This is a genomic window from bacterium (genome assembly GCA_023145965.1).
GTDB lineage: Bacteria > UBP14 > UBA6098 > UBA6098 > UBA6098 > UBA6098.
This window is the reverse complement of sequence record JAGLDC010000076.1, coordinates 14830-27864: the sequence shown is the minus strand read 5'-3', so window position 1 is coordinate 27864 and position 13035 is coordinate 14830. Positions and strand designations below refer to the sequence as shown.

Sequence of the window (13035 nt, the reverse complement as noted above, 5' to 3'; positions counted from 1 at the left end):
AGCTTATCGCCGACAGCATTCAGGCGGTCGGTTCCGTTATCGAGATGGACGATGATGTGAATGTCATCGGCGCAGTTTCGTTAGGTGGAGATTCGACTTTCCGCAACGATTGGGAGCCGCAGGATGTCATCACGGTCGGCGCAGCGAATGCAGATTTCGTATTACTCGACGACGCAATAGCTGCGATCACGGCTGGAACCAATACTTTAATCGACATCGCTCCGGGCAACTATGTTGTTACAGGAGCGCCGACGCTTGGGAGTGGTATTCACGTGAGAGGCTCGGGGCCAAATAACACCCTCATAAACGGGCCACTCACTATCGAAGGCTATGCTTTCCACCTTACTTTCTATGGCGGAATGGCGACGTTCAACGATGCAACGGTGAGCGAATGCAATTTCGAGGATAATGTTGTGGCGACGGGGGCGTCTTTCGGCTACTGTAATTTCCGAGGAGACCCAATCGCGAGTAGTATCAGTATTACTGACCACGCGATTTTCCACGATTGTCAGATAGAGGTTCCCGTTATCACTTCGGGGGTGTGCAAGTTGTCGACGAATGTAATCATGAATATGGTTACCATTGGAGGAATGGGTGGTATCGGTGAGTTCACAGGCAATATCTTCATGGGCGGTGCGATAACAGTCAGGGAGGCCGATATTTATGCCGAAGCGAATCTGTTCACAAAGGATATGGAGGGAATGGAAGTTGGCCCGGCGATTTACATTTTAACCGGATCGGCGGAGATCAAGGCGAACCATTTCGTCGGCAGAACTTTGGGTGCGGTTTCGGCGTTTGGTGGAAGCGTAAATATGCTCTCAAACGACATTATAAATTGTGGTAATGAAGCCGAAGGTGCGATTGCTGGAATGGGAGCGATTGTTGAGGTCAATCTCCTGGGCAATCACATCGACGGCAAGAGTGGGGTTATTTCGCCAGGGATCAACATCGTGGGTGGAATGGACGGCGTTTCCGGCTCGATAAAGGATAACATCATCGAGGGTCACAGTGTCGGTGTTATATTGAGTGGAATGAATGTCGAGATTCAAGCTATGCCCATAGATAATAATATTATCCGTAATAACCAAAACGATGGTCTTATGGTCGGTGGTGGAAGCGGAAATTATCTCATCGTTCATAATACATTATATAATAATAATTTATCCGGCGGAATGGGTGTTGACTTAAGCAATTTGGGTTGCGCCCTGGTAGTCAGCCACAATGTGGTTGATACATATAGCTCGGCGTTTTCTCCGGTTCCCGGCGCGTTGAATACAACAAGTTCGGGTATTATTTGGGTTGGAGCTCCTCAAGTAGGGCAATTGCCATAATTAACTTGCAAGAAGGAATATTGTTTCGTATATTTGATTAAAATATGAAGGGATATAGTATGAAAAATAGTTTCTTAGTAACAATGGGCGTTATGCTTTTTGCTGGATTATGTATGGCGTGGCCAACCGGTGGACCTTATCAATTAAGGTGGGGATCCTACACTAATGGTGGAACCGAAACCGAGCCGAGAGTATCTGGCAGTGGGTATCAACTTACTGATAACCTTGGTTACGCCAGTTATGTTACCGATTCTTTTTTAACTGACGGCACTACTTACATCAATAGGCCGGGTTACCGTAAAGTCGAATGGGATGAACAAACTCCAATAACTTCTGTGGATGACCTTGGTGCTGATACTATCTCTAGCGCTCCAAATTTCATTATAGCATGGGGTGGAGCTGATACTACTACCAGCGATGGTATTGGATGGGGTATTCGTTATTATGATGTTAGGTTCCGTCGCGGACCCACTGGGGTTTGGGAAGATTGGTATTTGAATACCAGCTTAACCAGTTCCATGTTTGGCCCCTTTGTTCCTGATACAGTTTTCGATGATACTGTTTATTATTTCATATGTCGAGCTTATGACCTCGCTGGCAATGTTGAAGAATGGCCTGCGACATGGCAGGCTTGGGCTAAGTATAATGAACAGACTCTCGAATGGATTGTTTATAACTATGACGACGAAAACGATTGGACGATTCTGGATTCTGTTGGCTTAAATGCCACTGTTTCCGCAGATAGCGCTAGCGTTTTCATTGTTAAAAACACCGGAACTGAAACCATCGATATTGGGATCAAAGGTAATCCTTCTACCGGTTGGGACCTAGGCACAGTCCGTGGTATAGATAAATATGCACTCCGTGCGCGTTTTAATGATAATATCCATCCTCCTATTCTATATGAGCTTAGCGATGCCATATATGATAGTGGTTATACTTGGGCTTCGGGTAGAGCTGCCGATCCAGATACCCTTTTTGGCCCCGGGGGCTTTAATATTCAGGGAGCAAGTGCAGATAGTGTGTATCGGACGGAGAACCTGTGGCTTCAGCTTAAGACACCTTCCGATGTTACAACATGGATATTCGACCAGACCATTAGAATTGACTTAAAAGCCAGGACTTCAACTCCTTAGACCATTTCATTTGGGGTTTCTTTAAAGGCCGCCTTTTAGGCGGCCTTTTCTATTTTTTAATTTTTGGGTTTGCTTCGATTGAACTTGACCTAAAAGCCCGGCCCATTTATAATCTATGTTCTAACTTTAAGGAGTAATCTTATGGATAAAGAAGATATTATTATTTGTAGATGCGAAGATGTATCGTTGAAGGAGATAAGGAAGGCTATTTCCGATGGCTATACCGATTTTGAGGAACTTAAAAGATTTCTTAGGGTAGGTATGGGGCCTTGTGGAGGTAGAACCTGTCTTCCAATAATTCGCAAAGAGCTTGCAAAGTATCTCAAGAAGGAGATAAACGAATTGGAATTACCATCTAAAAGGCCTCCAACTCAAGTTACTACTTTTTCAGCAATTGCTAAAGGAAGTGAAAGGGGGCAAGAATGAACGAAGTGCCAAGAAGTGCGGAAGTCGTAATTGTTGGAGGAGGGGTCGTTGGTTCGGCCATAGCCTATGAACTCACCAAGCGTGGTATTAAAGATATTGTGATTCTAGAGAAGAGTTACCTTTCCAGTGGTTCTACCGGCCGTTGCGGTGCAGGAGTGCGTCAGCAGTGGGGTCTTGAAATGAACTGTCGTTTGGCAAAAGGTTCGGTGGATATTTTCGAAAATCTTAGCGATGAATTGGATTACGATATTGAATTCCGGCAAGGCGGTTATTTGATACTAGCTCACAATGATGCGCAGGTTCAGCAGTTCGAGCAGAACATCAAAATTCAGAATTCTGTGGGAATTCCAAGTAGGTTTGTCTCTCGCCAGGAAGCTCGTGAAATCTGTCCGCCTATTAATACAGATACTTTTATCAAAGCAACCTACTGTCCCACCGATGGTCATGCAAATCCATTTAGGACTAATTTCGCTTATGCAAAGGCGGCTGAGGGGGCTGGTGTTAAGATTTTCAGGTACACTGAAGCAAAGCAGATAATCTTAAATGGAAATAAAGTATCTGCTGTAGTTACTGATAAAGGAACGATTAATACTCCAATAGTGGTCAATGCTTCAGGACCTTGGTCCAAAGAGGTTGCCGCTTTAGCTGGAATAGATATACCGACTTACTCGGAACGTCATCAGTGTTTGGTATCTGAGCCGATAGAACCGATGTTTGAAACGATGGTTATCAGTTTTCAAATAGGCATATATTTACAGCAAGTTCCACATGGTAATTTTGTTATGGGAATTGGCGAAACGGAGGAGCCAAGTTATAACATGCGCTCATCATGGCAGTGGCTTGAATTTATGACAGGTGAACTACTCGATGTTCTGCCAGTTGTAAAAAACCTGCGTTTAGTGCGTCAGTGGGGAGGGAGCTACAATCGCACGCCCGATGCTGCGCCGATACTGGGTGAACATAGTCAGGTCGAAGGTTTTATTAATGCTGTGGGTTTTTCGGGGCATGGATTCATGATTGCACCAATGACCGCTGTATGTATTGCACAATCGATAGTTGGCAAAAACCCTCCGGTGGATATTTCCCCACTTTCAGCGGACAGGTTTCACAAAGGTGAGATGATTATCGAACCGAGTGTTGTTGGTTAATAAAGAATAACCTTTACTTATAACTTCTGGTTGATTAAAATATTATTCGGTAACATTAGATTCTGTTTAAAAAGGAGTGGATGGAATAAGAAGTCCACGGGAAAAAAAAGATTCTATAAGTGAATAATAATAAACCAATTAAAGAAAACTCTTTCCGCGAGATTGCAAAAGAGCTGCATCTGGCAATTAGTAAAATTGAGATGTATGGTAAAGGTCACCCAATTCCCATACAGAGCGTTAAAATATCGTATGATAAAATCATAAAAATTTTAAAAGCCGAAGGATCACTTTCAATTTCACTCGCGGACGATGGAGTTCTTTTTGTAAATGGGTTGAACTTGGTGAACGATAATTTTTCAAGGTTGTTTTATAAGGACCTATTAAAGAAAAATGTAAGGTCGTTAAATTTTGATAAGAACCTTAAATTAGATGAATTTAAGGTTGCTTTGGTATATTTTTCACAAGCTAATAGCACCGGTGAAAATCTTGAAATAGATAATTATTTTGATCTTCATGGAGTGAAATCTATAGTAGCTAATTCAATAGAATATAGAAAAATATTAGGCAAAAAAGCCTCTAGTGATTTTCAGCAAACCAAAATTCCGAATTTAGCACCGATAGCTGCAAAAAGGGTACTAGACGAAATCTCGGGGCTTTCACCAGGAATACTCGAATATATATCTGAAAATGGCCTAATAAACACCATAGCAGATGCCTTTTCTAAGTCTGACTTAGATAGTGTGAATCATTATATTGAGACTCTCGACGGGATTATTGATAAGCACAGACAGCAATTAAGCGAGGATTTGGGCGACGAGCTAATTGTCTGGTATCAAAAATTTAAAAGTAAAAGAGTTAAACAACACTTATCAAAGCGAAGACCTGAAACCCGCAAGAGACTGGAATTTATCGACGGTATCGATAATTACCTTAGAATGATTTCTAGGGGGATAGATACCAAAGAAAGCCGTCGAGGCTTAGCTGCGCTGCTAACGGAATCAATTGTTGCAACAAATATTGAGGATATTGAAGTATTATATAGCTATCTTGTCGCAACTTTTAAACGCTTTCCGACACCGGGTTTTTTAGAGGTTCCGGAGGTTTTAGTTTCGACGCTTTTTTTAAAATCAGATTTTGGATTAATCAACACATTTGCAAAAAACCGAATTTCAGAGAAATCCAGAGAACTTAATTCGAGTTTTGAAACCGAATTTCTCACTACAACTCTTGTTTGGCTAACCACTAATTATCTTGAAAAACGTAAGTTATTATCTGCTTTGGTTATTGCCCACCTTTATAACACGAGGCGAAATAATGTTAAGCTTACCAATAAATTAATTCAGGACGCGAATACTTTTTTTGCTTCTTTTTGCATTGGACGGCCGCTCGAAGCCTTGGTTTCTGCAACGAGCGCAGAAATGTTTACGGTTCCGGACGAAATCAAGGAATTTATTTCCTTGGTTAATTCGACTTGCATACCACGAAGATTTTTGGAAAAAATGGCGACAGAGTCGAGAGAATATGCATTCAAGATAGCTGATGCTCTTTCTGTAATTCCGAATAAATCTACCCAGGTTTTGGTAAACGAAATAATTCAAGTGAAGAGTCTGCAAAGGGATAAGGCAGGAAGGCTTATCTCTGATATTCAGAGAAAAAAAGAATCACAGGGCATGATTGTTCTTGCGGTAATTGCCGGAGAAGATGTATTGCCTCTACTGTCTTCATTGGCAAAGGATACTGATTCGGAAATTCGTTATGCAGTTCTTGAAGCTATTGCTTGTATAGGAACAGAAAAAGCTATTAAGCAGCTAGTATATCTACTTTACGAGAATAGTAAGAATTGGTGTTCGGATATTGTTAAACTCATACCGAGACTCGATCCCCAGATTGTAGTCCCAATTCTAGTGAGGTTTTTCCATTCACGAAGAGATAACTGGATAGATATAATTCGTGTTGTAGGGAATATCAAAGGCGAACAATCGCGGATATTTTTAATCGACACACTCTATATATGGAATTCTTATACTTCGGCTATGAATAGCTACGAGGTTGAAGAATTTATGATGGCTCTATTAGAATCGATAGAAAAATGTGATCAGAACGAGGAAACAAAAAGGGCGTTGCGTATGTTCCTTAGCGAATGGCATAACTTCGATTTACTTAGAGGTTTAAAAGTAGTATTTGGTTCAAGGAAGGACCTGGTTACTGAGAAAACAAGAAGCATTATATCGAGGAGTAAGTGAGATATTTGTCTGCTTGAGTTTTCATATGATTTTAAAATGTTAATTTGCACTCCTTTCGTTTAATTAGGATAAAAAGCGCTGTCACGATTTTTGCTATTAACAGGATCGATTTATAGCGGTTTTATTTATTTTGCGCAAAAATCCCCTCCAAACCTCCCACACTACCCGCGCCAGCGCTTTTTTTTGTAAATTTTTGGAACTAGATTTATCTTATTTATTTTACTGCATTTGGGATTTATTTATTAAGTGGCAGGTATTGTTTTTAATTGACGATAGCTTATTGATTGATTATATTTAGCATGATATGAATTACAGATGGGATAAAATTACATTTGCAATCTGCTTGTTATTGTTTTATGTAGTCGCGGCGTTTTCTTGCACAATTACAGTGGTTGCTCCTAGCGATGCTCATGGCGCGTTGCTTTGGAAGAATCGCGATGTTTCTAACGAACATCAAGAGGTTCGTTATTTTGATTCTGAGTCCTATCATTTTATTGCCAATGTTTACGAGGGCGAGACAGACCGTGCTTGGTCGGGTGTTAATGAGGCTGGTTTAGCGATAGTAAATACGGATACATATAACCAAGGGTCTTGGGTTACTTTGGGTGATGATGATGGGCATATTATGTTCCATGCTTTAGGGCATTTTAGTAATGTAAATCAGTTTGAGGAATATCTCGATAGCACAAACATTTCTATTCGGCGTTCGACGCATTGTTATGCTCTTATCGACTCGACCGGAGCCGCGGTTTTATTTGAAGCTGGAAGAGATTATTATTTCAAATACGATGCTTCTGATGATCCCGATGGTTTTATTGTTCGCACAAACTATGCTGATTCTGGTTCGGTTTTTGATAGAGTTGGTATGGAGCGGAGAACAAGGGCAGAATTTATTTTATCCACAGCGGAGATTATTTCGCCACAGCTTTTAATATTCGGTCTTGCTCGCGATCTAGTTACCGAGGAAATCGATCCTTATCCATTGCCGTTTGATTTTTCTTTTGGCACATATCCTAATGGTGTTATTGAGGCACGTTACACAATAAACAGATACTATACAACGAGTGCCTCGATTATAGTTGGCAATAACAATTCTAATATTCCTACAACGATGTGGCAATATCTTGGGCAGCCTATAAATACTATACCGATTCCTTTGTGGGTTCAAGCGAGAGGTCTTCCCCCCAGTGTTTACGGTCCCGATGGGAGTTCGCTTTGTGATCTTGCTATCGAACTTAAATCGCTGGTATATACCGGCATATTTACTATTGATACCTATGCGATTGCGGACATACTCGACCGTTTTTCATCTGTCGAGGAGATGATACAGGCCAGAATAGATTCTGAGATAGATCGAGACAGCATTACTCGAATCGATTTAATAGAGTTTGCTGCTCTTCAATCCGATTTTGCAAATATGATACTTGCAAAATATTGGGAAATCCGTTCATTGTATGTCCGAGAGGCTCGATACTTCGTTCCAGAAAACCCCGATATTGCAGTTTATCCAAATCCATTTAATTCTTCTGGTAATATTATCTTTGATTCGGATCGTTGTGGTTCTGTCGATATTAACATTTACAATCAATCGGGGAGATTTACTTCGACTCCAGTCGCTAATTATCGAATTTATCGCGGTGATAATAAAATCCCATTGCATTTAGCGGGTTTTCCAAGCGGTAGATATATTGCCGAGCTTGTCCTCGATGGCAGTCGAGTTACTTCGTCATCATTTATTCTTCTTAAATAAAAGGTCTAATCTTCAAACACAATTCGGTTTATCTTGCGTTTTACTATATCTTCCGTTATATTAATTAATTATGTTTGAATATTCTATTTGAAAGGTAGAATGACTCGTATTGTTGATGAACAAATGGAACTTCTTCGGGAAGAATTGAAAACCCTGGGCAATGTGCCCGAGCACGTGGCGATAATAATGGATGGTAACGGCAGATGGGCTAAAAGTAAAGGTTTAACTGTAAAAGATGGGCATGCGGCGGGAGTTAAAGCGGCCAAAGAAGCAGTTAAAACTGCTCGAAACGCTGGAGTGAAAGTCCTTACTTTATATACTTTTAGCGTTCAGAATTGGAAAAGACCAGAATTTGAAATTGGCGCTCTTATGAGATTGCTCTCCGAATCGGCTTTTGGTGAGGTTGCCGAGTTAAAGCGAGAAGGCGTTAAGGTTCTGGTTTCTGGTGATCTCGATGGTTTACCACTTGCACAACGAAAAGCTCTTAAGATGGTCATTAATAAAACCTCTGGCAGCGACAAGCTTATACTAAACTTAGCTTTAAACTATGGTGCTAGAGAGGAGATAGTTCGGGCTGCGAGGCTAATCGCGAAAGGGGTCAAATCTGGAGATGTCGAGTTAGATTCTATTGACGAAAAGTTATTTAGAAAACACCTCTATACTGCCAATATCCCCGATCCTGATTTGCTAATTAGGACGAGTGGTGAATTGCGCATCTCAAATTTTTTGCTATGGCAAATTGCATACACTGAGTTTTACATTACTGATGTTTTTTGGCCTAATTTCAACGAAGTCGAATTCTATCGGGCGCTTGTCGAATATGCAAAAAGAAATAGGCGTTTTGGAGGAAGAGAGTAATAGTGCATCCAGAGATATTTTCTATAGGTCCATTTTCAGTGAAGTCATGGGGATTCGCCCTTGCTATAAGCGTGATACTAGCAACTATAATAGCAAATAAAAGGAGTAAGCGGTTCGGCGTTAATCCGGATATCTTGTATGATCTTATTTTTGTTGTGGTTGTTTCGGCGATAGTGGGAAGTAGGATATGGTATGTTGTTTTCCACCTCGATGAATTCACTGGTAACTGGTTCGATGTTATCAATCCCTTTCATGGCCCGGGTGGATTCGGTATTGCTGGCCTTTCTATGATGGGTGGTGTAGCTTTAGTTATTATTGGAGTGGCTATTTATGCGGCAATCAGGAAGCTTGATTTCTACAAAGTTGCTGATGTTATAGCGCCCACTTTTCTTTTGGGAGCTGGCATTACCCGAATAGGTTGTTTCCTGAATGGTTGTTGTTATGGCCGTCCAACAGATGGGCCACTATCGATTATTTTCACAGGTGGCGCGGCGGGGTGTTACTGGGATCAGTTTCTCCACGCACATCCTGAAACAACTATGACGGGATTGATCCCGACGCAACTAATTGCCTCGGCTGCCGGTTTTATACTGTTTTTTGTGGTTTTATGGATGGAGAGATGGCATTATTTCGATGGCTACACATCTTGGTTAGTTTTTATTTTCTATTCGATAGATCGTTTTGCCGTCGATCAATTCAGAACCTACGAAGTGGAACAGATAATTGGTTATGTTGGCCCTATTATGCTGACAGTTAATGAGATAATCCTATTTGGGCTTCTATTTTTTAGCGCTATTATGTTTGTAATTGGGTCATCGCGGGCGAGGAAAAAGCATTGAGTGTTCTTAGTGAAATAAAAGCTATGGGAACAGGTGTAAGAGATTTATTTTTCCCTCGTTCATGTGCATTGTGCGGTGTTAGAACAGAAGATGGTCCTATTTGCAAGAAGTGTGGTTTTGAGTTTGAGATAAATCTTACCGCGAGATGCTCAAATTGTGGAAAAATCATTGAACAAACGACTGGATGTCCCAATTGTGGTGAAGAAATGGATTGCTTTCTTTTGCCAGTGTTGCATTTTAATGAGATTACGCGTGAGATGATTCATTTATTGAAGTATGGTGGTCGAATTGACGTTGGCCATCATATAGGAAGTGTAATGGCTGAATTGTTGGACATAGAACTTTTCGAAGGTGTGGATGCTTTTTTACCTGTTCCTCTTCATCCGGTAAAAAAACGCTCGCGGGGTTACAATCAAAGCGAAATAATCGCTGAGAGGTTGGGTAGCGAATTTGGTATATATGTGGAGAGAAAGGCTATCAAGAGGATTAGAAATACTGGAACGCAAACAAAACTTAATGTCGTGGAACGTCAGAATAATGTTTCCGGCGCTTTTGAGGCAAAACTTCAGCTAACAAATAGGACTTTCGTCATTATCGACGATGTAATAACAACCGGCGCCACTACCCGAGAGCTGGCGTCAACGGTTAAATCAGCCGGAGGGAATGTTAAATTCGCAGTGTCTATAGCTTCTCCGGAACTCGAACAATCACTAGAACATGAAATCTAAAACGAAAGGTAGTTCAATATGCTAAACGCATTAATATCATTAATGGCAGCAGTAACAGGTCAGACGGATGGTGCTCCACAGGGTAATCCTATTCTGTCGTTTTTGCCGTTTATTCTAATCTTTGTTGTGTTCTATTTTCTGTTCATAAGGCCACAATCGAAGAAACAGAAAGAACACGACACGATGATCAACTCGCTTCAAAAAGGCGACAGGGTTATCACTGCTGGTGGTCTCATTGGGTCGGTAATTGGAGTAGCAGATGATATCATTACACTGAAATTCGGTGAAAATTTCAAAGCGGAAGTTGGGAAAACATATATCTCTGGTAAGGTTGGCGAAACGAATGCCTGACGAGTATCCAAATAAACTCACCTTTTGTTACTGGGGTAATCCAATTCTAAGGAAAAGGACAATCGAAGTCGAAAATCCAGAATCAGAAGAAACTTCTAGGTTTATTGAAAAAATGCTCGAAAAACTCAATGAACATCAGGGTTTGGGGCTGTCTGCAAATCAAGTAAACAGTGACAGAAGAATTTGCCTTGTTGCTTTTCCAAAAGAAGATGAATATTCGGAGGTAAAGGCGCTTATTAATCCCGAGATACTAGAAACGAGTAAGGATACCGTATTATATGAGGAAGGTTGTTTGTCCTTCCCTGAATTGTATATCAAAATTGAAAGACCCTTTAAGGTCAAGGTTAGGACTCATATTTACGGCGAAGGAGAGATCGAGTTCGAGGGAGAGGGCATGCTTGCAGAAATTCTATCTCACGAGATAGACCATCTAAATGGGGTTGTTTTTATCGACCACCTTCCACAAATAAAGAAAGCTCTTTTGAGTAAAGAACTTAAAAGAATTGCTAGGGAATATAACGCCACATGAAGATTTTATTCTTTGGGACAACTGAGTTTTCATGTTCGATGCTTTCCTCTATTATTTCTGCAGGGCATGAAATAGCTGGTGTGGTTACTCTTCCAGATAAACCCGTTTCGCGCGGGCATAAAGCTGTCCCAACAGCAGTGAAAAAACTGGCCATGGAAAAAGACCTTCTGCTTTTCCTTCCAGATAACCTAAAAGACGAAAGCTTCGCTGCTGAGCTTAAAAATTTGAATGCCGATATTGGTGTTGTAGTATCCTTTAAAATACTTCCTCGAAGGGTTTTTACAGCTCCGCGCCTTGGAACCTTGAATGTTCACCCTTCACTATTGCCTAAACTAAGAGGCCCTGCACCTGTGCGCTGGGCATTGATCGAGGGTTGTGAGGAAACCGGTGTAACAACATTTCTTCTCGATGATAAGGTAGATACCGGTGAAATTATCCTATCGAGGTCTATTCCTGTGGGATTCGATGAGAATTATGAAGAGCTTTTTTCGAAGGTTATTCCAGTTGCATCCGAAGTGCTATTAGAATCTTTAGAATCGGTTGGTTCAGGTCATTATAAAAGTTTCAAGCAGGATTCTTTGCTTGCCACGAAAGCTCCAAAGCTAAATACCGAGATTTGCCGAATAAATTGGAATAAAAGCGCTTATATGCTCCATAATTTAATTAGAGGATTATCGCCTACTCCTGGAGCATGGACGGAATTGAACGAACAAAGATATAAGATACTCAAAGCTCTGCCTATAGAAAAATCAGGCAAACCGGGCGAAATAATTGAGTGCGATGCAAAAACCGCTTTAGTTGTTGCATGCGGCAAAGGGGCTTTAAAGATTCTTAAGATTCAAGCTCCGGGCAAAAAAGCAATGGACTGTGGATCGTTTTTATGTGGGTGTAAATTGAAGTTAGGGGAGGTTTTTGCTTGAAGAACCGCAAGGGACTATTTATCGGTCTTTCATGGTTGGCTTTTATGATTGTTGTAGCTATTTCCTTGGCAACGATGTATCTGATTTATCCAAGAATAAGATCTATTAGCACCTTGGTTATTGTTCTCTGGGCACTTTTAGGGCTCGGTATATTAATTGTTGGCGGCGGGTTGTTGCTTATAACCTTCACTGCATTTACCGGATTTGATGTTCTCTACCCTCATAATGGTAAATCTGTTACTATGAGGGTTTTATTCCCAGTAGTCCTCGAACTCGGAGGATTACTCGGTTTTGAGAAAATAAATCTTATGGAAGCTTTTGTCGATGCTAACAATGCACTATTATGGGCGCAGCGTGAGCGTCTTTCGACAGAAAGGATTCTTATTCTCTTACCTCATTGTTTACAATTTCACGAATGCCAATGGCGCATAACTCACGATATAGAGAATTGTAAACGCTGCGGTAAATGTGTCATTGCGGAAATTGCAGAACTTGGAGATAAATATACTTCGGCTATAAGAGTGGCTACCGGTGGGACGCTCGCCCGTAAGGTTGTGAGCGATTATGGGCCTACGCTAATTGTTGCAGTAGCGTGCGGAAGAGATCTATCTTCCGGGATAATCGATTCTCATCCCATACCGGTGTTCGGAGTTCCGAACCAACGCCCTAATGGCCCATGTTTCGATACTACAGTTGATGTTGGGGAAATAGAAAGATTATTGGAAAGTTTAACAAATAATGTTCGCTTAAGCGAACATACCACTTAATAAAAGGTT

At 41.1% G+C, this 13035-nt stretch carries 13 protein-coding genes; all 13 read left to right on the top strand.

Annotated elements, in window-relative coordinates; translation table 11 throughout:
* A partial coding sequence (locus KAH81_07435; GenBank protein MCK5833486.1) for a hypothetical protein occupies positions 1–1331 on the top strand: 1331 nt, incomplete at its 5' end.
* A gap of 59 nt (positions 1332–1390) precedes the next feature.
* Positions 1391–2467: a hypothetical protein gene (locus tag KAH81_07430; GenBank protein MCK5833485.1), complete on the top strand. Its 1077-nt coding sequence runs from the start codon at positions 1391–1393 to the stop codon at positions 2465–2467.
* Between the two features lie 141 nt (positions 2468–2608).
* Entirely contained in the window at positions 2609–2893 is a 285-nt protein-coding gene (locus KAH81_07425; GenBank protein MCK5833484.1) for a (2Fe-2S)-binding protein, read from the top strand.
* A 5-nt stretch (positions 2894–2898) separates the two neighbouring features.
* Positions 2899–4041: an FAD-binding oxidoreductase gene (locus KAH81_07420; GenBank protein MCK5833483.1), complete on the top strand. Its 1143-nt coding sequence runs from the start codon at positions 2899–2901 to the stop codon at positions 4039–4041.
* Between the two features lie 119 nt (positions 4042–4160).
* Positions 4161–6284 carry a HEAT repeat domain-containing protein gene (locus KAH81_07415; GenBank protein MCK5833482.1) on the top strand — a complete coding sequence of 708 codons (2124 nt, stop codon included), beginning with the start codon at positions 4161–4163 and terminating at the stop codon, positions 6282–6284.
* Between the two features lie 304 nt (positions 6285–6588).
* A complete protein-coding gene (locus KAH81_07410; GenBank protein MCK5833481.1) occupies positions 6589–8034 on the top strand; it encodes a T9SS type A sorting domain-containing protein in 1446 nt (481 codons plus the stop codon).
* Between the two features lie 123 nt (positions 8035–8157).
* Positions 8158–8892, top strand: a complete 735-nt coding sequence (uppS, locus tag KAH81_07405; GenBank protein MCK5833480.1) for a di-trans,poly-cis-decaprenylcistransferase — start codon at positions 8158–8160, stop codon at positions 8890–8892.
* A 2-nt stretch (positions 8893–8894) separates the two neighbouring features.
* Entirely contained in the window at positions 8895–9731 is an 837-nt protein-coding gene (lgt, locus tag KAH81_07400; protein ID MCK5833479.1) for a prolipoprotein diacylglyceryl transferase, read from the top strand.
* Entirely contained in the window at positions 9728–10459 is a 732-nt protein-coding gene (locus tag KAH81_07395; GenBank protein ID MCK5833478.1) for a ComF family protein, read from the top strand. Before lgt ends, KAH81_07395 begins: the two co-directional genes overlap by 4 nt.
* Before the next feature lie 42 nt (positions 10460–10501).
* Complete coding sequence (yajC, locus tag KAH81_07390; GenBank protein MCK5833477.1) at positions 10502–10810, top strand: preprotein translocase subunit YajC; 309 nt, start codon at positions 10502–10504, stop codon at positions 10808–10810.
* Positions 10803–11339, top strand: coding sequence for a peptide deformylase (gene def, locus KAH81_07385; protein ID MCK5833476.1), 537 nt, complete (start codon positions 10803–10805; stop codon positions 11337–11339). The genes yajC and def overlap by 8 nt, the downstream gene beginning before the upstream one ends.
* A complete protein-coding gene (gene fmt, locus KAH81_07380) occupies positions 11336–12259 on the top strand; it encodes a methionyl-tRNA formyltransferase (GenBank protein MCK5833475.1) in 924 nt (307 codons plus the stop codon). The genes def and fmt overlap by 4 nt, the downstream gene beginning before the upstream one ends.
* Entirely contained in the window at positions 12256–13026 is a 771-nt protein-coding gene (locus KAH81_07375) for a DUF116 domain-containing protein (protein MCK5833474.1), read from the top strand. Before fmt ends, KAH81_07375 begins: the two co-directional genes overlap by 4 nt.
* Positions 13027–13035 lie beyond the last annotated feature (9 nt).

Bases quoted from the DNA above. Each gene is read 5' to 3' on its own strand.
- KAH81_07430 (MCK5833485.1), top strand. From the start codon at position 1,391: ATGAAAAATAGTTTCTTAGTAACAATGGGCGTTATGCTTTTTGCTGGA.
- KAH81_07425 (MCK5833484.1), top strand. From the start codon at position 2,609: ATGGATAAAGAAGATATTATTATTTGTAGATGCGAAGATGTATCGTTG.
- KAH81_07410 (MCK5833481.1), top strand. From the start codon at position 6,589: ATGAATTACAGATGGGATAAAATTACATTTGCAATCTGCTTGTTATTG.
- uppS (MCK5833480.1), top strand. From the start codon at position 8,158: ATGGAACTTCTTCGGGAAGAATTGAAAACCCTGGGCAATGTGCCCGAG.
- yajC (MCK5833477.1), top strand. From the start codon at position 10,502: ATGGCAGCAGTAACAGGTCAGACGGATGGTGCTCCACAGGGTAATCCT.
- def (MCK5833476.1), top strand. From the start codon at position 10,803: ATGCCTGACGAGTATCCAAATAAACTCACCTTTTGTTACTGGGGTAAT.
- fmt (MCK5833475.1), top strand. From the start codon at position 11,336: ATGAAGATTTTATTCTTTGGGACAACTGAGTTTTCATGTTCGATGCTT.